Annotated in this window: 15 protein-coding genes and 2 pseudogenes; 10 read left to right on the top strand and 7 right to left on the bottom strand. The window is 74.2% G+C overall.

Going from position 1 to position 23,268, the window contains the following annotated elements; translation table 11 throughout:
* Positions 1-83 precede the first annotated feature (83 nt).
* Both WCD74_RS27310 and WCD74_RS27305 read left to right on the top strand, forming a co-directional pair.
* A complete protein-coding gene (locus WCD74_RS27310) occupies positions 84-1,463 on the top strand; it encodes a phenylacetate--CoA ligase family protein (RefSeq protein ID WP_337698064.1) in 1,380 nt (459 codons plus the stop codon).
* Between the two features lie 319 nt (positions 1,464-1,782).
* Positions 1,783-3,249, top strand: a complete 1,467-nt coding sequence (locus WCD74_RS27305) for a GntP family permease (RefSeq protein ID WP_337698063.1) — start codon at positions 1,783-1,785, stop codon at positions 3,247-3,249.
* A 54-nt stretch (positions 3,250-3,303) separates the two neighbouring features.
* Here the strand turns inward: WCD74_RS27305 and WCD74_RS27300 are convergent, their stop codons facing one another.
* Together WCD74_RS27300 and WCD74_RS27295 are read right to left on the bottom strand one after the other, a co-directional pair.
* A complete protein-coding gene (locus tag WCD74_RS27300; RefSeq protein ID WP_337698062.1) occupies positions 3,304-4,869 on the bottom strand; it encodes a long-chain-fatty-acid--CoA ligase in 1,566 nt (521 codons plus the stop codon).
* Between the two features lie 86 nt (positions 4,870-4,955).
* Positions 4,956-5,909 (bottom strand): DUF5996 family protein, encoded by a 954-nt coding sequence (locus tag WCD74_RS27295; protein WP_337698061.1) that lies wholly within the window; start codon positions 5,907-5,909, stop codon positions 4,956-4,958.
* A 119-nt stretch (positions 5,910-6,028) separates the two neighbouring features.
* Between WCD74_RS27295 and WCD74_RS27290 the strand changes: the two genes are divergently transcribed.
* From WCD74_RS27290 to WCD74_RS27280, 3 genes are all read left to right on the top strand, one after another.
* Positions 6,029-8,779, top strand: a complete 2,751-nt coding sequence (locus tag WCD74_RS27290) for an AAA family ATPase (RefSeq protein ID WP_337698060.1) — start codon at positions 6,029-6,031, stop codon at positions 8,777-8,779.
* 96 nt (positions 8,780-8,875) lie between these two features.
* Positions 8,876-9,625: an SDR family NAD(P)-dependent oxidoreductase gene (locus tag WCD74_RS27285; protein WP_337698059.1), complete on the top strand. Its 750-nt coding sequence runs from the start codon at positions 8,876-8,878 to the stop codon at positions 9,623-9,625.
* Between the two features lie 125 nt (positions 9,626-9,750).
* Positions 9,751-11,322: a molybdopterin-dependent oxidoreductase gene (locus WCD74_RS27280; protein WP_337698058.1), complete on the top strand. Its 1,572-nt coding sequence runs from the start codon at positions 9,751-9,753 to the stop codon at positions 11,320-11,322.
* Here the strand turns inward: WCD74_RS27280 and WCD74_RS27275 are convergent.
* From WCD74_RS27275 to WCD74_RS30010, 3 genes and pseudogenes are all read right to left on the bottom strand, one after another.
* A pseudogene (locus tag WCD74_RS27275) lies at positions 11,319-12,155 on the bottom strand (arabinosyltransferase C-terminal domain-containing protein); the annotation flags it as partial. The gene WCD74_RS27280 and the pseudogene WCD74_RS27275 overlap by 4 nt on opposite strands.
* A 107-nt stretch (positions 12,156-12,262) precedes the next feature.
* Positions 12,263-13,732 carry an arabinosyltransferase domain-containing protein gene (locus WCD74_RS27270; protein ID WP_337698056.1) on the bottom strand — a complete coding sequence of 490 codons (1,470 nt, stop codon included), beginning with the start codon at positions 13,730-13,732 and terminating at the stop codon, positions 12,263-12,265.
* A gap of 373 nt (positions 13,733-14,105) precedes the next feature.
* Positions 14,106-14,573, bottom strand: a pseudogene (locus tag WCD74_RS30010) (hypothetical protein); the annotation flags it as partial.
* 377 nt (positions 14,574-14,950) lie between these two features.
* On the opposite strand from WCD74_RS30010, the gene WCD74_RS27265 reads away from it, so the two are divergent.
* Positions 14,951-15,763, top strand: a complete 813-nt coding sequence (locus WCD74_RS27265) for a GVDTG sorting domain-containing protein (RefSeq protein ID WP_337698055.1) — start codon at positions 14,951-14,953, stop codon at positions 15,761-15,763.
* 64 nt (positions 15,764-15,827) lie between these two features.
* Entirely contained in the window at positions 15,828-16,469 is a 642-nt protein-coding gene (locus WCD74_RS27260) for a class F sortase (protein WP_507237335.1), read from the top strand.
* Positions 16,470-16,489: 20 nt separating this feature from the next.
* Here WCD74_RS27260 and WCD74_RS27255 read toward each other — a convergent pair whose 3' ends face one another.
* Positions 16,490-17,377, bottom strand: a complete 888-nt coding sequence (locus tag WCD74_RS27255; protein WP_337698054.1) for a sterol desaturase family protein — start codon at positions 17,375-17,377, stop codon at positions 16,490-16,492.
* A gap of 67 nt (positions 17,378-17,444) precedes the next feature.
* On the opposite strand from WCD74_RS27255, the gene WCD74_RS27250 reads away from it, so the two are divergent.
* Positions 17,445-18,068 carry a TetR/AcrR family transcriptional regulator gene (locus tag WCD74_RS27250; protein ID WP_337698053.1) on the top strand — a complete coding sequence of 208 codons (624 nt, stop codon included), beginning with the start codon at positions 17,445-17,447 and terminating at the stop codon, positions 18,066-18,068.
* A gap of 7 nt (positions 18,069-18,075) precedes the next feature.
* On the opposite strand, the gene WCD74_RS27245 is transcribed toward WCD74_RS27250, so the two are convergent.
* Positions 18,076-19,701, bottom strand: coding sequence for an FAD-dependent monooxygenase (locus WCD74_RS27245; RefSeq protein WP_337698052.1), 1,626 nt, complete (start codon positions 19,699-19,701; stop codon positions 18,076-18,078).
* A gap of 115 nt (positions 19,702-19,816) precedes the next feature.
* Between WCD74_RS27245 and WCD74_RS27240 the strand changes: the two genes are divergently transcribed.
* Together WCD74_RS27240 and WCD74_RS27235 are read left to right on the top strand one after the other, a co-directional pair.
* Positions 19,817-22,705 carry an AfsR/SARP family transcriptional regulator gene (locus WCD74_RS27240; RefSeq protein WP_337698051.1) on the top strand — a complete coding sequence of 963 codons (2,889 nt, stop codon included), beginning with the start codon at positions 19,817-19,819 and terminating at the stop codon, positions 22,703-22,705.
* Positions 22,706-22,820: 115 nt separating this feature from the next.
* Positions 22,821-23,258 (top strand): tautomerase family protein, encoded by a 438-nt coding sequence (locus WCD74_RS27235; protein WP_337698050.1) that lies wholly within the window; start codon positions 22,821-22,823, stop codon positions 23,256-23,258.
* Positions 23,259-23,268: the final 10 nt, after the last annotated feature.

The raw sequence follows: 23,268 nt of genomic DNA, 5'->3' as shown, positions 1-23,268 counted from the left end.
GAATGTTCGCTCGCAAACGCCTTGACGGGGTCGACGGGCCGCTGCCACGGTGACGCTCAGCCGTACGTCGAGGGAGACGAGTCATGCTGACCACCCCGGCCGCTCCCGCGAGCGCCGACACCGAGGAGCACTGGGACCGGGCGCGGGAGACGATGGCGCCCGGGGACCGCGACGGGATCGTGCTGGAGCGCGTGAAGCACCAGCTCGAGCGGGCCTACGCGACGATCCCGTTCTACCGCTCGCTCTACGACCGGCACGGTTTCCGACCCGACCAGGTCCAGACCCTCGCCGACTTCACCGCCAGGGTCCCGGTGGTCACCAAGAAGATGCTCGTCGCGGACCAGGTCGAGTATCCGCCCTTCGGGTCCTACCTCGGCGTCGACCGCAAGGACCTCGCCCGGGTGCACGGCTCCTCGGGGACGTCCGGCGTGCCCACCCTGTACGGGATCTCTAGGTCCGACTGGCGGCAGACCCGGGAGATGTGCCGCATGGCCCTCTGGTCGGCCGGGGTCCGACCGGACGACCTCGTACAGATCTCGTTCCCGTTCGGCCTGTTCCTCGGCGGGTGGGGGCTGCTCCAGGCCTGCGAGCTCCTCGGGGCCTGCGCCTTTCCCGTCGGCAGCCTGATGCCCACCGACCAGCAGCTCCAGCACCTGCTCAAGCTCCGGATCGATGCCCTCGTCGCGACTCCGTCCTACGCACTGCACCTCGGGCGGCGCGCGGCCGAGCTCGGGCTGGACCTGTCCGGGTCCGCGCTGCGGACGATCATCGTCGCGGGCGAACCGGGCGGCAGCATCCCTGAGATCCGGCAGGCCATGTCGAGCGCCCTCGGCGGCGCGCGGGTCATCGACCTCGGAGCCGGCGCGTCGTCCGAGATGCACCCCTTCTACGCCAACGTCGGCTGTCGGCACGCCGAGGGCGGGGTCCACCTGTACCAGGACGAGAACTACACCGAGATCGTCGACCGCGACGACCCCAACATCGCGGTGCCCGTCGGCGGGCGCGGCGGCGTCGTCGCCACCCACCTCTGGCGCGAGTCGCAGCCGATGATCAGGTTCTGGCTCGGCGACGAGGCCCACATGTCGGACGAGCCCTGCCCGTGCGGGCGCACCTACCCACGCCTACCGCTGGGCGTCTACGGCCGCCTCGACGACATGCTCCTGATCCGGGGAGCGAACGTGTACCCGAGCACGATCGACGCCGTCATCCGCGACCATCCCGCCACCGGCGCCGAGTACCGCATCGTCGTCGAGCGGCGCGGCGATCTCGACGAGCTGATCGTGGAGCTCGAACGCACCCCGGAGCAGAGCGACGCCGACGCGGCGTCCATGGCCTCCGAGCTCGAGGCGTCGCTGCGGGAGGCCACGATGGTGCGCACCAATGTCCGGCTCGCCCCGCACGGCACCTTCGAGCCCCAGGTGTTCAAGGCACGCCGCGTGATCGACCGACGCCGCGAGGTGTGAGGTCGGTCGACGGCCCTCCACTCGGCCGGGTGCCAGAGGCTGGACCGCAACTCGACGATATCGCTCAGCAGAACCGATGCCAGCGGCGGGCCACCTGAGCCGGACGTCCTGATCGAATGGGGCATGATCGCCACCCTGTGACGGACCCGGGCGGGCAGGAGTGGATGCCGCTCGACCCATCGCGCCTCCCGTGGACCACCGCGGGCGGACCCCGGCAAGGAAGCGGTCAGGTCCGGGGACACCCGGAGGCCTGTCCGGAGGCGTACGTTCCGTCCCGATCGCGCGGCCCGTTCGAGCCGCGCCGACCCGGGAGGACACCGTGGACCAACCGGCGCCGACGCTCGGCACCGCGCCCCTGCTGCTGATCGCGGTCGGCGCGGTCGCCCTGCTGCTCCTGCTGATCATGCGTTTCCGGCTGCACGCGTTCGTCGCGCTGATCCTGGTCAGCGTGCTGACCGGGCTCGCGACCGGCCTGCCGGTCGGCGACCTGGTGGACACCCTGCTCGACGGCTTCGGTTCGACCCTGGCCGAGGTCGCCCTGCTCGTCGGGCTCGGGGCGATGCTCGGGAAGCTGCTCGAGGTCACCGGCGGCGCCCGGGTCCTCGCCGACCGTCTCATCTCCGGCTTCGGCGAACGGCGCGCCCCGCTCGCCCTCGGCGTCACCTCGCTGTTGTTCGGCTTCCCCATCTTCTTCGACGCGGGCCTGATCATCCTGCTGCCGATCATCTTCACCGTGGCGCGACGCTTCGGCGGATCGCTGCTGCTCTACGCGCTGCCCGCCGCCGGCGCGTTCGCCGTCATGCACGCGTTCGTCCCGCCGCACCCCGGCCCGGTCGGAGCCGGCAACCTGCTCGGCGCCGACGTCGGACTGCTCGTCGTGGCGGGCCTGGTGGTCGGACTCCCCACGTGGTTCCTGGCCTCCTACCTGTTCTCGCGGTGGATCGGGACACGGATCGACATCGCGGTGCCGGACGTCTTCGGCGGACGCCGGGCCGACGGCGACGAGCCCCGGGACGACGACGAGCCCCGGGACGGCAGTGGCACCGGTGGCACCGGTGGCACCGGCGGCACCGACACCGCCGTCGCCGGGACCGCGGTCCGCGCGCCGGCGTTCGGCACGGTCGTCACGCTGCTGCTCCTGCCGCTGGTGCTGATCCTGTTCAACACCGGCCTGAACACGCTCGGGACCTACGGGGTGGTGCCCGAGGACGCGACGTGGGTGGAGACCCTGCGCCTGATCGGCGAGACCCCGATCGCCCTGCTGATCACGCTGCTCGTCGCCGTGGTCGTCCTCGCCCGCGAGCGCTTCAGCCGTGACGAGGTCGAGGAGCTGCTGAACTCCTCGCTCGGTCCCATCTGCTCGATCGTCCTGATCACCGGGGCCGGCGGCATGTTCGGCGAGGTGCTGCAGGTCAGCGGCATCGGCACCGCCCTGACGGCCTCCCTGAGCGCCCTCGGCCTGCCCGTCATCGTGGCCGCGTTCGTCATCGCGCTCTGTCTGCGGGTCGCGCAGGGATCGGCGACCGTCGCTCTGCTGACGACGGCGGCGCTCGTCGCCCCCGCCGTCGCCACCGCGGGGATGTCCGGCTTCGACGTCGCCCTCGTGGTGATCGCGATCGCCGCCGGGTCGACGGCGTTGTCCCACGTCAACGACTCCGGCTTCTGGCTCGTCGGCCGGTTCCTGCAGATGGACGTCTGGACCACCCTGCGGACCTGGACGGTCATGGAGACCCTCATCGGCGTGATCGGGTTCCTGATCGCCGCCGGACTGAGCCTGGTCGTCTGACCGCAGCCTCTCGACGGACGGTCGGGGGAGAATTCACCGACCTCCAGACCCGTGTCACGCCTCGATGACCCGACCGAACCGCTCCCGCAGGGTCTTCTTGACGACCTTGCCCCCGGGGTTGCGGGGCAGGGCGTCCACGTGCCGGACGTGGCGGGGGCGCTTGTAGGCGGCGAGGTGCTCGCGCGCGAAGGCCTCGACCTCGGCGTCGGTCGGGACGTCGTCCGGGTCGCGCGCCACGACGACGGCGAGCGGGGTCTCGCCCCACCTCGGGTCGGGGACGCCGATCAGCGCCACCTCGGCGATCTTCGGGTGCGCGGCCAGCGCGTTCTCCACCTCGGCGCAGTAGATGTTCTCGCCGCCCGAGATGATCATGTCCTTGAGTCGGTCGACCACGTAGAGGTAGCCGTCCTCGTCCTCACGCACCAGGTCGCCCGAGTGGAACCAGCCCCCGCGGAACGCCTCCGCGGTCTCGGCGGGCTTGTTCCAGTACCCGGACATCACCATGGGGCTGCGGTAGACGATCTCGCCGACCGTGCCGCGGGGGACGTCGTTCATCTCGTCGTCGACCACGCGGACCTCGACGCCGACCATCGGGGTGCCGATCGAGCCGATCTTGCGGATCGAGTCCTCCCCGCGCAGGTAGGTGGTCACCGGGCTGCACTCGGTCTGCCCGAAGGCGGTGCAGACCTCGGCCTGCCCGAAGGCGTCGATCATCGTCCGGAGGAGCGTGGTGGACGCCGGCGCGGCGCCCCACGAGATGCGGCGCAGGCGGGACAGGTCCCGGCTCGCGAGGTCGGGCAGGGCGCAGACCGCCTGCCACTGCGCCGGCACCATGAAGCACGAGGTGACGCCCTCGTCGACGAGGGTCGCCACCGTCGCGGCCGGGTCGAAGCTCCCCGAGGGCGGGATCACGACGGTGCCTCCGGTGATCAGCGTGGGGAGCATCCCGGCGAGCCCGGCGATGTGGAACAGCGGCGCCGCGGACATCCACACCGGGTCGTCGCCCTCGACCCCGAGCGTCGCCATGGAGCAGAAGGCGTGCAGGTAGAGGTTCCGGTGGGTCAGCACCGCTCCCTTCGGAGCACCCGTCGTGCCGGAGGTGTACATGATGTAGGCCGCGTCGTCGTCGGCGACCGGCCGCTCGCGGTACTCCGCCGAGGCCTCGGCGAGCACCCCGGTGAGGTCGTCGCCCAGGGAGACGACGACCCGCACCTCGGGCGCGGACCGGCGGGCGTCGTCGAGGACCTCGCTGAACGCCTCGTCGCAGAGCACGGCGACGGCCCCGCAGTCGGCGAGGACGTAGGCGATCTCGTCGGCGACCATCCGGAAGTTCACCGGGACCGCGATCCCGCCGATCCGCAGCACCGCGAGCCAGGCCTCCACCACCTCGGTGCTGTTGCGACCGAGCACCGCCACCCGGTCCCCGGGGACGACGCCCCGTGCCAGCAGCGCGTTGCCCAGCCGGGTCACGCGCTCGTCGATCTCCCGGTAGGTCCGTCGCGACCAGGCATCGACGAAGGCGAGGACGTCCGGCTGTTGACGGGCGCCGCGGGCGACAATGTCGCTCATCGTCATCCCGCGCCCGGTGATCGATCCGGTCGGGCCCACCGCTCCGGTCATCGGACTCCTCACCGCGTCGTGCCGCGAACCGCAGTCATCCTCCTGCGCCACGGGCACCGCCCACCAGCCCCTCCGCGAACCGCGGGTCAGGCGTCGGTCCGGCGAGCGGTCCGGTCGTCCCACCGGTCGGGGTCGTCCTCCAGCGCGGCGCGGTCCCACGCCCCGAGGTCCGCGGCGGCGGCGTAGGTGGAGTGGAGGAACTCGGCGACCGCACGGTCGGGGTCGGGTGCCGTGCGGGCGACCTCGTAGGGCAGCAGGAACTGCTGGAACTCCGCGCTGTAGAAGGCGCCGTCGGGAGCGACCGCGTGCTCGGCGAACCCGTCGGGCGCCGGGTAGGCGTAGGCGTAGAACGCGCCCTCCTCTCCCCCGCCGGGCCAGAACCCGCAGCTGGACAGCTCCCGCGAGTAGCCCTCCACCATCACCCAGTCCCCGCAGTTCGGAGCACCGCCGGGGTGGGCCGGCGCCGGTCGTCCCGAGAACCGGGTACAGGCCAGGTCCATCGCACCCCAGAAGAAGTGCACCGGGCTGACCTTCCCGACGAAGTGCGACCGGAACTCACCGATCACCCGGTTCGCCGCCAGCAGCTGCCGCCAGAACAGGGTCGCCGCCTCGGCGTCGTAGGAGGCGTGGACGTGGTCCTCGGCGAAGGGGATCGCAGGCTCCACCTCGTTGGGGTGCGGCCGGATCGGTGCCTCGATCCCGAGCTCGTCGAGCAGGTGGAGCACCCGGGCGTAGAACTCCGCGACCGCCATCGGCCGCAACGGCAGCCTCCGCACCCCGCCGTCGCTGCTGCGGATCTCCAGCTGGTGCTCGACGAGGTCGAACTCGATCTCGAACGCGCCGGAGCGGTACGGGATGGTCGACGTCGTCAGACCCCGCGCGCTGACGTAGAGGGTCACCTGCCACCAGTGGTTGACCATCGGCGCGTGGGCCATGCGGATCTTGCCCACGATCTGGGTCCACATGTGCAGGGTCTTGCGGGTGGCCGTCCAGTCCGAGACCCGCAGGCTCGGCCAGCTCGTCGTCGCAGGGCTGATCATGGCTCTCCTCGGGCACGCGGCACGGACGGTGGGGCGCGGCGAGTGTCGTGCATCCGGAACCCGGGCGTATCGGTCATCGGATCGGTCGGGAGGAGGCGGCCGGCAGGCATGATCGGATGATGGAGCTGTTCGGGCGGCGCGCGGAGACCGCGGCCCTGGACCGTCTGCTCGCCCGGGCGGCGGACGGGACGGGGTCGGGGCTCGTCCTGTGGGGTGAGCCGGGCATCGGGAAGACCGCTCTGCTCGAGCACGCCGTCGACACCGCGGCCGACGCCACGGTGCTCCGGTGCCGGGGCACCCGGATGGAGGCGGGACTCGCCTTCGCCGCGCTGCACGAGCTGCTGTGGCCGGTCACGGAGCGGCTCGCGACGCTCCCCGAGCCGCAGGCCGCCGCCCTGCGCGGGGCGTTGGGGATGAGCGCGGACCCGACGAACCGCTTCCTCATCGGCGCGGCCGTCCTGTCGCTGCTCTCCGGCCTGGCCCGGGAACGGCCCGTCCTGGTGGTCGTCGACGACGCCCAGTGGATCGACGAGGCGACCGCGCACTGTCTGGGCTTCGTCACGCGACGGGTCCGCACCGAGCCGGCGGTCGTTCTCCTGGCCGGTCACGACGACCCCGCCTCGGGTCCCTGGGAGGGCCTGCCGTCGTGCGAGGTCGTCGGCCTTCGCGACGACGACGCACGCCGGGTGGTCGACGCCGTCGTCCCCGGCGCCGAAGAGGCACTGATCGCACGAACCGTGCGATCGGCAGGGGGCAACCCCCTCGCGCTGCGCGAGCTGCCCACCCTCGACGACGTGGACGACGGCGGGACGCCACCGGGGCAGCCGCCGGCCGTCGGACCCCGGCTGAGGCAGGCGTTCTGTGCCCGGGCCGAGGCCCTGAAGCCCGCCACCCGGGCGTTGCTGCTGGTGGCCGCCGCCGAGGACCGGGGAGACCGAGACGTCGTGCAGCGCGCGGGTGCAGCGTGGGGGGTCGACACGTCCAGCTGGGACGAGGCCCAGCGCTCCGGCCTGCTCCGGACGACGGGACCGCGTCTCGAGTTCCGCCACCCGCTCGTCCGGGCGGCCCTCTACGATGGCGCCCCCTTCGCGGAACGCCAGGCCGTGCACCGGGCGCTCGCCGCAGTGCTGCCCGACGACGCCGTCGAGGCCCGGGCCGGGCACCTGGCGGCCGCCGCGGGCGGGGTGGACGAGGACGTCGCCGCCCTGCTGGAGCAGGCCGCCGCACGGTGCCTGCGACGCAGTGCCGGGCCGACGGCGGCGAGCACGCTCCGGCGGGCCGCCGAGCTGTCGCCGGACCCGGCGGACGCCGCACGCCGGCTCGCCGCCGCCGCCCGCGCCGCCTGGGACGCCGGGCACGTCGAGACGGCGCGGCAGCTGCTCGACGACGCCGGACGTCGGGGCGGCGACGACCCCGTCGTCCGGATCAGTGGAGGGCTGCGCGGCATCCTCGAGTTCGCCGACGGGAGGCCGGAGCGCGCCCACCACTACCTCGCCCAGGACGCGGCGGCGGCTCCCGACCCGCGCGTCGCGGTGGAGCTGGGCGCCGTGGCGGTCCGCGCCGCGTGGTCGGCCGGCCGGACCGACCTCCAGCACGAGGCGCTGCGACGGCTGCTCGACCTGGACGCCGGCGGGGACCCGGAGCTCGCGGCGCTCCTGCCGGTCCTGCGGGCCTGGTGGGCCTGCTACGACGAGACCGGCGACCTCGCCCCGCCGGCCCCGGACGGGAGCGGCGACACCGTCGGCCGGCTCGGCGCCGTCCCGTGGGAGTTCCTGCCACCCGCGCCCCTCCTCCAGGCGTGGGGCGTCGAGGGCCCGGTGCACGAGGCGCTGCAGCTGCGGATCGCGCACCTGCGACGACGACACGAGCTCGCCGCGCTGGCGATGGCGCTCGCCCAGTCCGCCGTCCTCGACCGCGCCGCAGGCCGGTGGGACGCGGCCGGGGCCGCCGCGACCGAGGGCCTGCGGCTGGCGGAGGAGGTCGGCGCCGGACACGTCGCCACCCAGTGCCGCCTCGTGCTCGGGATCGTGGCCGCGGCGCGCGGCGACGACACCCTCGTCGAGGAGCACACCTCCCGGGCTCTCGCGGACTCGGTCGGGCGCGGCGTCCGCGCGCTCACGGCGTCGGCGTCCTGGGTCCGCGGTCGAGCCGCGCTGTTCGGCGGGCGGCCGCAGGAGGCGTTGCATCAGCTGATGCCCCTCGACGAGCCCGGTCACGACGCGGCCCACACCACCGTCGCCCTGCTCGCCGCGCCGGACACCGCCGAGGCGGCGATGCAGGTCGGGCGCCTCGACGTCGTCCGGGCCAAGACCGCGGCGCTGGGGACGTGGGCCGGGCGGACCCGAGCCGCCTGGGCCCGGAACGCCGCCCACCGTCTCCGTGCCCTCACCGCGGACTCCTCGGAGGCCGAGGCCGCGTTCCGCGCCGCCCTCGACGAGGCTCGGCGAGGGGACGACCCGTTCGAGCACGCCCGCACGCGGCTGCTCTACGGGGAATGGCTGCGGAGGGCCCGCCGTCGGGCGGACGCCGGACGCGAGCTCGCCGCGGCGGCCGAGACCTTCGACCGGCTCGGTGCGCTACCGCTGCGGACGCGGGCCCTCCGCGAGCAGGACCTGACCGAACGGCCGACCGGCCACGCGGGGTCGCCGGCCGCGGCGGTGGGCCTCACCGTCCAGGAACTCCGGGTCGCGCAGCTTGCCGCCGACGGCCTCACCAACCGCGAGATCGCGGCACGGCTGCTGATCAGCCACCGCACGGTCGGCCACCACCTGGCCGCCGTCTACCCGAAGCTCGGCATCACCTCCCGCACCGAGCTCGCCCGCGTCGACGTCTCCGGCGACCTGCGGCTCCGGGCTGCGCCCGACGCGTGACCGATCGCCCGTCGGTCCGACGACCGATCCGGCACCCGATCCGCTCTCGCCCGTGCGCACCTAGCGTCCCGGCGCAGGTGACGAGGGAGGAGCGACATGAGACGGCTCGACGGGAAGACGGCCGTGGTGACTGGCGGTGGCACCGCCGGGATCGGCCGGGCCACCGCGGCGCGGCTGGTGGCCGAGGGTGCGCACGTGTTCGTCACCGGCCGCCGCACGGCCGAGCTGGACGAGGCCGTGGAGGCCATCGGCGGGAACGTGACGGCGGTCCCGGGCGACATCACGGACACGGACGACCTCGACCGGCTCTACGCAGCGGTCGCGGCGCGTGGCCGTGGCCTCGACGTGCTGTTCGCCAACGCGGGCACGGCCTCGTTCCAGACCCTGGAGGCGACCACCCTCGACGAGTTCGACCGGGTCGTCGACGTCAACGTGAAGGGCACCCTGCTCACCGTGCAGAAGGCGCTGCCGCTGTTGAACGAGGGAGCGTCGATCATCGTCAACGCGTCGACCTCGGCGGCGCGCGGTGTCGCGGGGATGGGGGTGTACGCCGCGTCGAAGGCGGCCGTCCGGGCGCTCGCGAGGGCGTGGGCGAACGAGCTCACCGGCCGTGGGGTCCGGGTGAACGTCGTGTCCCCCGGCCCGACGGACACCTCGGGTGTCGTCGAGCTCGTCGGCGAGGAGAACATCGAGGCCTACAACGCCGGGCTCAGCGACCAGCTCCCCATCGGGCGGATCGGCCGGCCGGAGGAGGTCGCGGCCGTGGTCGCCTTCCTCGCCTCGTCCGACAGCAGCTTCATGCTCGGCGCGGAGGTCCACGTCGACGGCGGCGTCAACCAGATCTGAGGCGTCGCGGAAGGACCGGCTCCGGGGCGTGTACGACGACGAAGGTAGGCTGCGCACGATCGGACGTCACCCAATCCGATCGAAGACGAGCCGAACTCGTGTCTCCCGGCCGACGAAGGATCTGCATGTCGACCGACTCCGACCCACCGTCCGGGACCGTGGTCTCCGAGCGGACCGCGATCCCGATCCCGGTCGCCGCGGCGATCGGGGTACTCGCGGTGGGGGTGGCGCTCGGGTTCGGGGACCTCGTCGCGGCGCTCGCCGCTCCGCCGTCCTCCCCCTTCCTCGCGGTGGGCGACCAGTTCATCCGGCTGACCCCGGAACCGCTCAAGCAGTTCGCCATCAGTGCCTTCGGGACCCACGACAAGCAGGTCCTGCTGGGGAGCATGGCGGTCGTCATCGCCCTGGTCGCCGTGATCGGCGGGGTCCTCTCGCGCCGCTCCCCGCTCCCGGGCGTCGTGCTGGTCGTCGTCCTCGGACTCGTCGGCGCGTCGTCGACCATCGCCTCCCCTACCTTCACCGCCGCCTACCTCCTGGCCCCGCTCGCGGCGTTCCTCGGCGGGGTGGCGACCCTCGTCGGTCTCCACCGCCTGGCCCGCCCCACGGGCCACGACCCCGGCGCGGGGAACCCGGGGCGTCGGGTCGCCCTGGGGCTCGGGGTGGCCCTCGGCGGGGCCGCCGTCACCGGGGTGCTCGGCCGCGTGCTCGCCGCCGCGGGAGGCGCGGAGGCGTCGAGGAACGCCGTCGGCCCGCTCCCGTCGCCCGCCGGGCGAGGACCGGCCTTCCCTCCGCCGGGCGCCGACTTCGCCACCTCGGGCACGCCGACCTGGATCACCCCGAACGCGGACTTCTACCGCATCGACACCGCCCTGCAGGTCCCTCAGGTCTCCACCGCGGACTACCGCCTGCGCATCCACGGCATGGTGGACCGCGAACTCACCCTCGACTACGAGCAGTTGCGCAGCCGCGCCCTCATCGAGGCCCCGATCACGATGGCCTGCGTCTCCAACGACGTCGGCGGGGACCTGATCTCCAATGCGGTCTTCCTCGGGGTGCCGCTCCGCGACCTGCTCGCGGAGGCCGGTGTGCAGCGCGGCGCCGACCAGATCGCCTCCACGAGCGTCGACGGCTTCACCACCGGCACCCCGGTCGCGGCCTGCACCGACGGGCGCAACGCGATGCTCGCGCTGGGGATGAACGGGCAACCGCTGCCGGTGGAGCACGGCTTCCCGGTCCGGATGGTCGTGCCCGGGCTCTACGGGTTCGTGTCAGGCTGCAAGTGGATCACCGACATCGAGCTCACCACGTTCGACTCGTTCACGTCCTACTGGGAGCAACGCGGCTGGGCGGAGCAGGCGCCGGTGAAGACCCAGTCCCGGATCGACGTGCCGCGCGCCGACGTGCCGGTCCCCGCCGGCCGCGCCACGGTGGCCGGCACGGCCTGGGCCCAGCACCGCGGGATCGCCCGCGTCGAGGTCCGAGCCGACTCCGGCCCGTGGCGGACCGCCGAGCTCGCCGCGGACGTCTCGATCGACACCTGGCGGATGTGGCGCGCCGAGCTCGACCTCGCCCCCGGACCGCACACGCTCCAGGTCCGGGCGACCGACGCCACCGGCGCCACGCAACCGGAGGCCTTCAGCCTGACGATCCCCGACGGGGCCACCGGCTGGCACACCGTGAACGTCACGGCCCGCTAGCTCCCGCCGACGAGCGGAGGCGGGTCGCCCACGGTGCCCGGCGCCGTGACGGTCGTCCGGGCGAGGTCGTAGCCGTCGGCCGCCAGGTCCTCGAGGTCGGGGACCAGGACGCGACCCCACCGACGGCCGGGCTCGTCGGGCAGGCGGGTGTCCAGTTCACGGAGGGTCGGCACGCCCGCGAAGCTGCCGCCGGAATCCCGGCCGGTGGTGAGACCGTCCGCGCCCTGGGTCCAGCGTTCCGGGAGGAGGTCGCCGATCGGCCCGACGGCGGCGGTGCGCTGCCCGGGGATCGGATCGTCCGGCCCCGAGGGGGCCGTGATGAACACGCCGGGGGTCCGTGCCACTCCCGCCTCCACCCGGGGCAGCGGACCGGTGCACGGCCAGGCGAGGGCCACGGCCCAGTCGACGAGCACGGGCCCCCGCCCGTCCAGCCATCGGGCCAGCGGGACGACCTCCACGATGCGGGGCCCGGTGACGGCGACCCACCCGTTCTCGTCGGTGCGGTCGTCCACGGCCACGAGGCGGACCCGGTCGGCGCCCTCGGGGACCGAGGGCGGGTCGAGGGTGACCGTGCGCCACGCGGTCCGCGGGTTCGCCCGGTCCTGGAGTCGCGCCTGCTGGGCGTCGGCGGCGTAGCCGCGGTAGCCGCGGTCGGGCTCGGCGACCTCGACGACCGGGCGCGTGTCGACCACGCGGTCCCCGTCGCCGAACTGCCAGCTCACCGACAGGCCGTCGACGGTCCGCCCGGCCACCCCGACGGCGAGCTCCTGCCCCTCGCGCAGCGCCGGGAGCCCGAACCAGCCGGTGGTCAGGGTGCCGACCGAGCCGTCGCCGGCACGGCTCCCCCACGTGACGCGGCCGTCGCGGGTGTCGGGCGTCCCGTCCGACCCGTCGGTCTGACCGGGACGCACCGGCGGCGGGTCGACGGCTCCCCCGCCGGTCACGAACCCCGTCGTCGTGGCGGCCGACCCGGCGACCGGCCGCAACGGCCCGTCCGCCGACTCCAGCACCTGCACCTCGTCCTGCAGCCCGCACGCCGTCGTGGGCGACGGGTCCCCGAGTGCGGCCCGGTTCTGGGCCGCGGGGGAGTACCCGGGCCGGTCACCCGCCGTCCGGAAGGCCGAGACCAGCAGCACCGTCGAGGTGAGCGCGACCGCCAGCGCAACGACCACCGGAACGCCCGGCGCCGCGCCGAGCACCGCACCCCGCCGGTCGGATCCGGGCCGCCACCGCGCGAGCACGACGACCACCGCGCCCAGTACCGCCACCACGACCCAGGGCAGCGGGGAGTCGACCGGATGCTGCGGCCCGCTCGCACCGGGGACGCCGAAGCCCGAGTAGCCCCACCACGCGTTCGGCCCGGAGAACGCGAACGCCGCGGCCAGCACGAGGCCCACGGTGGCGACTCCGCGACGCCCGCGACCACCGGGTCGCGGGCCCGCATCGCCCGCCGGAGCGCGACGACGGTGACGACGAGCCCGACCGTGCCGAAGCCCGCGAGCGCCCCGAAGTGGTGCGACCACTTCGACGGGGTCACCGCCAGCAGGGCGAAGCCCGTCGGGGCGAGCCCCAGCAGCAGCACCGACTCGCGGCCCACGAGCTCGCCCGACCGCCGGCCGCGGGCGAGGAGCACCAGGCCCGTCAGCGCCAGGAGCAGGCCGAGCAGCACCGGCACCCGCTTGGCCGCCGCCCCCCACGAGTCGTCGCCGAACAGGTACCCGTAGCGCAGCCACTCGGCGTACCAGGGTTGGTTCGGTCCGAGCTGCTGGTGGATGTCGGTCGCGACCAGGAAGCCGTGCCACGACTGGCGGTCGAAGACGACGGTGACCGCCACGGCGGCGACGCCGGCGATGGCCACCAGGTGCGCGACCGGCAAGACCGCTCGCGTGATCCGGGCCGCGCGACCGAACTCCCGGTGCCCGCCCGCCCCGCGCACCGCCCGCACCGCACGGACCGGGCAGAGCAGGAACGGAGCGGCCGCGAGCAGGCCGGACGGTGCGACCGTGACCGTGAGGCCTGCGACGAGCGCAGCGACCGCGAGGAGCGCGGCGGGATGGGACACCCGTCCCCCGTCGGTCCCCGGTCGTACGGCGCGGAGCACCAGGGCGACGACGGTCGTGGTCCCCAGGGCGACCAGCGGCTCGGGTCGGGCGCCGAGGTCGAAGGGCAGCCACCACACGAGCAGGGCGAGCGCGGCGACGGCACGGATGGACACGGAGCGCCCGGCCGGACCGAGTGCCGGACCCAGCACGCCGCGGGTCACGACGAACCAGAGCGCGAGGCCCGCGAGCACGCTGGGCGTGCGGAGGGCGACCGGCGAGAGCCCGTCGTCGAGGAACGCCGCGAGCCACCGCTGGCCCGACGAGAACGGCACCTCCGACGCGTCGAACCACCGGTAGTAGTTGCCCACGTCCCCCGCGCCGGCCTGGCGCGATGACCGTGGCGAACCCGTCGTCGTCGGTCATCGGCCCGACGATCGACCACCAGGCCAGGGTCACCGCGACCACGGCGTCGACGACGTACCGGGCGGGCGCCGCGGTGGGACGTACCTGCTCGCGGGCGGCGCGCCGCCACCGCCGGGCCCGGGTCCGGAGGATCGCGAGGCCCCGGGGGCCCGCGAGCTCCGCCACGGATCGGACCGGCCCCTCGGACGGGGTCAGCAGGCGCGCGAGGACCACCGACAGGAGCGCGATCGCAGCGAGCTGGTGCTGGGTGGTGACGAGCCCGGCCTTCTGCGGGGTCGGGGCGTTGTCGAACCAGGCCGGGGTCCGCGCGGTCAGCGACAGGCCGGCCGCGTCGGCGCCGCGGAGGTCGGTGGTCGCCGCAGAGACCTCGGGCACCGCGAGGCCGGGCACGGTCACCCCGGGCGGTCCGTCCGTGGTGCCCACGGAGACGGCCAGCCCTGCGGCATCGGCCCGGATTGCCAGGTCGCAGTCGCTCCCGGGGACGTCCACCGGGACCCGCCGTCCGGACGCGAGGACCTCGATCGCCTCCGGGTCGGACGCGCTCGGCGCGGCCCGGACGGAGAGCCCCTCCGCCGGTCCGCCCACGACGGTCGCAAGGACCGTCGTCGCCTCCGAGCGGGCGCGGGCCGCCGTGAGCGCCCGACAGGGCACCACGACCTCGAGGGCGGCGGGCCGGTAGGGGACGAGGAGGAGCGTGGTGGGCTCCGGCGCCGCACCCGCCCGTGGCCACGAGACGGTCGAGGTGGACGACTCGACGGGTGCCGCGGGGACGAGCGCGGCCAGCACCACGGCCGCCACCCCGGCGACCAGCGCGACGAGGACGACGGCCGGCCGCGCGACCCGACGGGCCCGACCGCGTGCACCCGCCGGCCGGTCGATCTCCCGGACGTCGGCATCGTCGGGGGCGTCGGGCGGCGCCGACCGGGGGATCGCCTGGGTCGGCTCGGTCGTGGCCAGGGGGACGCTCCCGGAATCGACGTCGGACGACGACGTTCGTCCCGACCGCCGCCATGGTTCGACGTCGCCGCAGAAACGCCGGAATTCGTCGCCGAATGTGTGTTCCGCGTGTGCCCCACCAAAATCCTTCCGAACCCCTGAGCCGCGGGCTGCGGAAGTCGGGTGATTTCGGCGGAGTGGCCGGATGAATCCCGAGGGAGAAACTCATGAAGCTGCGGACCATCGCCCTGGCCGGCGTCGCCGCGCTGACCCTGACCGGGCTCGGCTCGGGGCTCGCCCTCGCGCAGTCCGGGCCGCCCCCGGTCGCGTCGATCCCGAGCCTGACCGGGAAGAGCACGTCGGTGAAGCTCGACAGCGGCTTCACCGACGCCCTGTCGTCCCTGCAGGTGACGCCTGCACCGACCGGTTCGGCCACGGTCGAGGACGGCAACGCGTCGTTCCCGATCACCGGCGGCAACGTCACGGTGTACAAGCCGGGCGAGGTCACCCCCTACGTCCAGGGAATGATCATGCACGACGGGTCGGGCCTGTCCCTGACCAAGGGCGACACCCGGGTGACGCTCGAGGACTTCGTGATCGACCCGGGCCAGCCCGCCACGCTCAAGGGCAAGGTCTCCGCGAACGGCTCCGTGGTCGCCGAGTCGGTCACCCTGTTCGACCTGGACGGCTCGACCCTGAAGCCGATCACCACGGACGCCTCCGCCGGCACGGCCACGCTGACCGGCACGACCGTCAAGCTGTCGACCGACGCCGCGGACGCCCTGAACAAGGCGTTCTCCACCGACGCCCTCAAGGGCGGGACCACCGTCGGGATCGCGACGATCGTGGTGAACCTGCCGGGGTCGGACGGCGGCTCCGGCATGCCGGGCGCCATGCCGCAGGGCGGCGCCGAGACTGGTGGCGGCAGCACCGCGACCGGGGGCGTCGACTCCACGCTGCTCGCCGGTGGCGTGCTCGCCCTCGCGGTGGCCGGAGGTGCCCTCGTGGTCGTCCGGCGCCGCGCCGGCGCCCGCGGCTGAGCCCTTCCCGACGACGGGTGCCCCGGCCCGGGGGCACCCGTCGCCCGTCTCCCGAGGAGCGTTCATGGCGTCCCGCACGCGTTCCTGGGCTGTCGCGATCGCCCTGGTCGCCGCGACCGGCGTGGTCCTGGTGGTCCTGGGCCTGACGTCCGGATCACGAGCGGCGGCGCCGGTGGCCGCGGACGCGCGCGCGCCGGTCCCGGTGTCCGCGACCCCGGCGCCGGCCTCCCCGGAAGCGTCTCCACCGGTACGGATCTCGATCCCCGCGATCGGGGTGGAGTCCGTGGTCAACCCGAGCGGGCTGAATCCGGACGGGACGCTCGAGGTGTCGGCGCCGGGCCCGCGATACGACCAGGCCTCCTGGTACACCGGTTCCGCATCACCCGGGCAGGACGGTCCGTCGGTGATCCTGGGCCACATCGACTCGGCGCGGAACGGGCCGTCGGTGTTCTACCGACTCGCGCAGCTCCGACCGCTCGACGAGTTCATCGTGACCCGCGCCGACGGCGCGTCACTCGTCTTCCGCGTCAATTCGGTGCAGCAATATCCCAAGAACGCATTCCCGAGCCAGCAGGTCTACGGGCCCACCCCGCGACCGGAGATGCGGCTGATCACCTGCGGCGGGCCGTTCGACGACAGTGCCCGGTCCTACCGTGACAACACCGTCGTGTACGCCAGCCCGATCGGTGCGCCGACCACACCCTGACCGGCGGCGCCGTGACGACATCAGCGTCGCGGGAGGACCGGCTCCGGCGCGGGGCCGCCGGACGGGGTCCACCCGGGCGGGCCGAGGACGTACCCGAGCCGGTCGCGCCAGCGCCGTGCCGCCCGGACGTCGCGGGCGATGTCGGCGTAGTGCCCGTACTGGAGGATCACGACGTTGAAGGTCTCGACCGGCGTGGTGAGCCCGTAGGTCGGGCGCCGACCCTCGGCGGCGAAGGTGCCGAACAGCCGGTCCCAGATGATGAGGATCCCGCCGTAGTTGCGGTCGAGGTACTCGGGGTCGCGGCCGTGGTGCACGCGGTGGTGCGACGGCGTGTTGAACACGAACTCCACCGGCCGCGGGAGCTTGTCGACGAGCTCGGTGTGCACGAAGAACTGGAACACGAGGTTGACCCCGAACGCCGCGTAGAGCGTCCACGGGTCGAAGCCGAGGAGCGGCAGGGGCAGCCAGAAGAAGAACTCGAACCAGGGGTTCCACTTCTGGCGCAGCGCGGTGCCGAAGTTCATGAACTCGCTGGAGTGGTGCGCCTGGTGGCCGGCCCAGGCGATCCGCACGCGGTGGCTGAACCGGTGGTGCGCGTAGTAGCCGAGGTCGACCCCGAGGACGACCAGCACCCAGTACCACCACGTGTCGGTGGGGAGGTGGAACGGCGCGAGGTGAACGTAGACGGCGCTGAAGGCGAAGAACGTGACCACCTTGAACGCCGTCAGGAACACCAGCGACACGACGCCCATGGAGATCGACGCCCGCGCGTCGCGCAGGGCGTAGCCGGTGACCGAGTCGTCGTGGTCGAGCCACCGCAGGGCGGCCAGCTCGACGAGGATCGCCAGGACGAAGAACGGGGCCGCGTACGTGACCGGGTTCTGCATGGGATCGAGCAGCGCGTCCATCGAGCCCTCCTAGAAATGACCGCCGGGTAAGTTACCTCGTGGTCATATCTGGCGCTAGGGTCGATCCGTGACCTCGCGCCCGAACGCCGGCACCAAGGGCGTCCCCCGCGCGGAGCGGGAGCAGGAGATCGTGCGGGTGGCGTCGGTCGCCTTCGGCCGGGACGGCTTCGCCGCGACCGGGGTCGCGGACGTCGCACGGTCGGCCGGCATCTCGAAGGCGCTCGTGTACAGCTACTTCGGGTCGAAGGAGGGCCTGCACGCCGCGTGCCTCGCGGAGGCGGGTGACCTGCTCGCCGTCGAGATCGAACGGGTGGCCCGCGACGGCAGCGCAGGCGTCGAGCGGGGCGTGCGGACGCTCGCCGCGATGTTCACCGTGCTCGACGGACGACGCCACGTCTGGCGTCTCCTCCGCGATCGCTCCGCTCCGCAGGACGGGCCTGCCGCCGAGGTCGCCGGGCGCTACGCCGCACGCATCGAGACCCTGGCCCACGAAGGCGTGCTCGAGCTGCTGGGCGACGCCGGGATCACCGACGAGCTCGACGTCTCCGCGATGGTCCGGACCTGGCTGGGCATCGTCGACTCCCTGATGGACTGGTGGGTGGCCCACCCCGACCAGGGCGCCGAGGAGATGACCCGGCGGGTGACCCGGCTGATCGGGGCGCTGGTCTCCGACCAGGCCCGCCGGGGCTGAGCGTCGCTCAGGACCGACGACCGCGGCGGGATGCTGCCCGGCTCGCCGGTTCGTGCCCGACGTCGAGGTGGTGGAGGCTCAGGTACTCGGCGAGCGGGCGCGCGTCCAGGTCGCGGGACAGCAGGGCCACGTAGCCGTCGGGACGCACGAGGACGAAGCCGTGGTCGCCCAGTCCGTAGCGCCGGGCGAACCCCTCGACGGTGTCGATCACGGCATCGGGCGTCGCGCCCGTCGACGATCTCCGGACGGGGACGACCGCGCCCAGGGCACCGAGGACGTCCTGGAGGCGCTCGAGGTCGCTCTCCTCGGCGCCGACGACGAGCAGGAGATGGCCGGGCCGACGGAGCAGGACGTCGAGGTGGGTCGGGTCGCCGTCGGCGGTGCGCAGATCGGTGACGTCCGGGGCGTGGTCGCCGGCCACGGGAGGCGATCCGGCGCCGGGCCGCCCGCCCCCGGTCCGGTAGGTCACGGTCGTCTCGGTCATGTCGGCCATGAGGCGGCCGCCCAGGACGGGGAGGTGCCCGAGCAGGCGCAGACCGAGGTCGCGGAGGTGCGCGCCGATCCCGTCGGCGGCGAGCAGGTCGTTCAGCCGGCTGGTCTGGGCGACGACCGCGGCACCGACGGGGTGCCGTTCGGCGTCGTAGGTGTCCAGCAGGTCGTCGTGGGCCCGACCGGTGCTGACCAGGGCCAGCTTCCACGCCAGGTCGACCGCGTCCTGGATCCCGGTGTTCATGCCCTGGCCCGCGGCGGGAGGGTGGATGTGGGCGGCGTCGCCCGCCAGGAGGACGCGCCCGTGGCGGTATCGGGCGACCTGGGCATGGCGGCTCTCGAAGTAGGTGAGCCAGTGCGCGGTGCCCAACCGCCAGTGCCCGCCCATCTGCTCGTCGACCACGCGTTGGACCTCCCCGACCGTCGGGGTGGCCCCGGGCTCGGGGCGCGGGACCCGCGCGGCGATCTTGGCGCGGCCGTCGGCGAGCGGGAACACGCCGCCGCCTCCGCGGGGGTCGACGAACAGGCGCAGGGCCGTCGGCGGGAGTTCGGTCTCCACGTCCACGTCGGCGAGCACGGAGCACTCTCCCTCGAACTCGCCCTCCAGGCGCACGCCGACCGCGGCGCGGATCGCACTGTGGCCCCCGTCCGCGCCGACGACCCAGCCGTAGCGCCGCTGCTCCCGCCCCTCCGGCGACGCGAGGGTGACGGTGACGCCGTCGTCGTCCTGGTCCAGGGCTTCGCACCGCGTGCCGTACTCGACGACGACCCCGCGCTCGGCGACGACCTCGCGCAACGCCGTCTCGGTGTCGACCTGCGGGACGTCGAGGATGCGACGGAACCGCGAGTCCACGTCGTCCGTGGTCAGCCGCACGCGCGGCCGGGCCTCCCCGCGGACGTGGAACTCCACCGCGGTGATCTCCTGCGCCCGGTCCACGATCCGGTCGAGGACACCCATCGCCGAGAGGTGCTCCTGGGTGCGCGGGTGCACCGTGATCGCACGGAACTCCCCGGACGGACCGTCCAGCGCGTCGACGAGCCGGACCTGCGCGCCATGACGGGCGAGTTCGGCTGCGGCGGTCAGGCCGACCGGCCCGGCTCCGACGACGAGGACGGTCGTGCGCTCGTCCGAGGTGGGCTCCATGGTCTGCTCGCTTCCCGTGGGCGGCCCGGTCCGGCCGCGGCGGCACGACGGTCGCGTCGACCGGTCCATCGCCGCTCCAAGCCCGCGCCAACGCCGGGTGCGGCACGATGGGGTGATGGGGAGGCCGGACGGCGCAGCGGTGCGCTTCCTCGACCTCGGAGAGCTGCTGGTCGAGGTCGACGGAGCGCTCCGCACTCCGGGTGGCCGCCGCCCCGCCGCCGCCCTCGCGGTCCTGCTGATCCACGCCGACCGGCCGGTCTCCGTCGACACCCTGAGCGACGCGATCTGGGACGACGGCCGGCCCCGCGCCGTATCGACGCTCGAATCGCACCTGTGGCGCCTGCGCCAGGTGCTCGAGCCGGACCGGAAGCCCGGGGAACCGTCGTCGCTCCTGGTCACCGTGCCCGGGGGCTACCGACTGCGCGTCGGGACGGACCAGGTGGACTCGCGGCGCTTCGCCGCCCTCGTCGAGGAGGCCGGGACGCTGCTCGGGCGCGGCGAGCCCGATCGGGCGCTGGAACGGTGCGAGTCGGCCCGGGCGCTGTGGCGGGGGCGTCCGTTCGCCGCCCTCGCCGACCGGCCCTGGGCCGCACCCACGGTGGCGCGGCTGGAGGAGCTCGTCGCCCAGCTCGCCGAGCGGCACGTCGACGCGCTGCTGGACCTGGGGCGTCCCGAGCAGGCCCTGCTCGAGCTCGGGTCGGCGCTCGGCGAGCACCCGCTGCGCGAGCGCCTGTGGGCGCGGCGGATGCTCGCGGCCTACCGGGCCGGACGGGTCGACGACGCCCTCGCCACGTACGGCCGGGCGCGCGCGTTGCTGGTCGCCGAGCTCGGCACGGAGCCCACCGACGAGCTCCGGGACCTGCACCGCCGCATGCTGGACGCCGACCCGTCGTTGCGGTCGGTGACGCCGACCCCCGCCCCGCGGCACGCACCGGAACCCGACCTGCCCCGCTTCACGAGTCGGTTGGTCGGGCGGGAGCGCGAACTGGAGCGGCTGACGTCGCTGGTCGGCCGGTCCGCACCGGTCACCGTGCTCGGCCCGGCCGGGGTGGGCAAGACCCGGCTCGCGACCGAGGCCGCCCTCCGGCTCACCGACGACTTCCCCGACGGCGTCTGGCTCGTCGACCTCACCGGGGCCCAGGACCGCGACCAGGTCCTCGACGCAATCACCACGGCCCTCTCGCTCGCCGCCCCGGCCGCCGACTCGTCGCTGGAGGCCCTGCACGCCTTCCTGGGCGACCGGCGCGGTCTGCTGCTGCTCGACGACTGCGAGCACCTCCTGGCCGAGGTCGCCGCGCTCGTCGAACCGCTGCACCGCAGCGCCCCGCGGCTCGGCGTGATCGTCACCAGCCGCGAGCGGCTCGATCTGGCCGACGAACTCGTCGTGGACCTACCGCCCCTGGTGGTCGACGACGAGGACCACCCCGACGGGACGGCGCTCGACCTGTTCCTGGACCACTGGGAGGCGGCCGCCGGGCCCACGGACCCCGACGACCTCGAGGACGCGCGCCGGGTCTGCCGCGCCGTCGACGGCGTGCCGCTCGCCCTCGAGCTCGCGGCCGCTCGGGCCGGGACCTTCACGCTCGCCGAGATCGCCGAGCAGACCGAGCAGGACCCCGGCGCCCTCTCCGCGCTCGGGCGCCGACGGGCCGGGGCCCAGCCCACCGTCTACGCCGCGGTGGAACGCACCCACCGGCTGCTCGACGACGAGACGCGGCGTCTGCACCGGCGACTCGCGGTCCTGCCGGGACCGTTCACCGCCGCCGCGGCGGCCGCGGTCGCCGGAATCACGCCCGTCGTCGCCGCGGACCTGTTGGCCGACCTGACCCACCGGTCGCTGGTGGTCGCCCGGGGCCCGGCAGGCCCGGGGCGCCCGTCGAGGTTCTCGCAGCTGACCATCGTCCGCGCCCACGCTGCCCGGGCCCTGGCCGACGTCGACGACCCCGAGGCGGCCCAGGACCGACGGGACGCCTGGATCGAGCGCGTGGCGACCGGGGGCCGGCCCCGTCTGGGCACGCCCGAGGACCTTGCCCGCTCCCGGGCACTGGGCGACGACGCCGCGGCGTTGCGCAGTACCCTGCAGCACACCCTGGTCGACCGCCCGTCCCCCCGTGGCATCGAGATCATGACCGGTCTGGGGGCGCTGTTCTGGTTCCAGCACGACGCGACCCTCGAGGGCATGCGGTGGATCGAGATCGCCCACGCGCTGTGCACCACCGACCCGGCGGGGGTCGGCCCGGTGACGTCGCTGCGGGTGTCGGTGCGTACGGCCACGGCGCGGGCGTTCGCCCGACGCGTCGAGGACGCCGCACCACTCTGCGACGGGGCGCTGAGGGACATCGGACGGATCGACGTCGGACCCGACGAGGAGCTGCTGGTCGGCGACGCCCTCGTCGTGCTGTCGACCTCCCTCGGTTCCGCGGGGGAACCGGAGCGGGCCGCGGCCGCCCTCGCGGTCGCCGGCGAGATCGTGGCGCGCACCGCGGACCCCACGCTCACGCTGGTCCACCGCGTCCGGGCACGGATGGCCGAGCTGGGCCGTGGGGACCTCGACGACGTCCTCGTCGGCCTCGCCGAGGTGTACCGCGAGGCGTCGGCGGCCGACAACTGGTTCGGGGCCTGGCTGGCGAGCGCGAGCGCGCACATGGCGGCCCTCGCCGCCGGGGACGCGGAGACGGCGCTGCAGTGGTCCGACGCGTGCCTGGCCGTCGTCGACCGGACGGGCCGGCGGCAGGCTCCGCTGCAGCTGGAACTGCGGGCCAACACCCTGGCCCTGCTGGGTCGGTACGACGAGGCCCTGCGCGTCTACGGCGCCGCCCGGGCCCAGGTCGACCGCGCCGGCCTGCCCTGGCCCACCGCGGTCGGCACCGCGACCCTCCTCGAACGGACCCGTGCCGCGGTCGCGCCGGACGCGGCGGACCGTCTCGCTCGCGGCGCCGCCCGGCTCACCGTCGCGGAACTCCGGGGACCGCTGGTCGCCGAGGGGCGGCCCGTCGGTCGGTGAGGGTCCGTTGGCCCGGTCTTGGAGCCGACGTGGAGTGCCCTTGGAGGTGCCCCGTCCATCGTCCTCGGTGTCGCGGACCCCGCTCCCGGGGACCGCCTCGACGGAAGGACTCCCGATGCCCGTCTACCAGGTCGTGACCAGCGGTGTGGACCTCACCGAGGAGCAGCGCACCGCGCTCGCCACCCGCTTCACCCACACCCACCACGACGTCACCGGCGCGCCGGACCCGTTCGTCCGTGTCGTGTTCCAGCCGATGCCGCTGGGCCTGATGTACACCGCCGGGAGGATCGAACCGTCGTTCATCCTCAACGCCGCGTGCCGCGCGGGACGCTCCGAGCAGACCCGTCACGAGCTGATGGACAAGCTCTACGAGGTCATCCAGGACGTCGTCGACCTCCCGGCCGACCAGATCGTCCTGGTCGTCAGCGACACCCCCAGCACCTGGCTCATGGAGGCCGGGATGGTGCTGCCCGAGCCCGTCCACGAGGCCGAGGTGGAGTGGATGAAGAAGATCAACGAACAGTTCCCGGGCAAGTACCAGCAGTACGTCTGAGTCGGGGACA

The sequence above is a fragment of the Actinomycetospora aurantiaca genome (assembly GCF_037401875.1).
In the GTDB taxonomy this organism is placed as follows: Bacteria; Actinomycetota; Actinomycetes; order Mycobacteriales; family Pseudonocardiaceae; genus Actinomycetospora; species Actinomycetospora aurantiaca.
The sequence above is the reverse complement of the archived record's forward strand: the minus strand, read 5'-3'. Positions and strand labels throughout refer to the sequence as shown.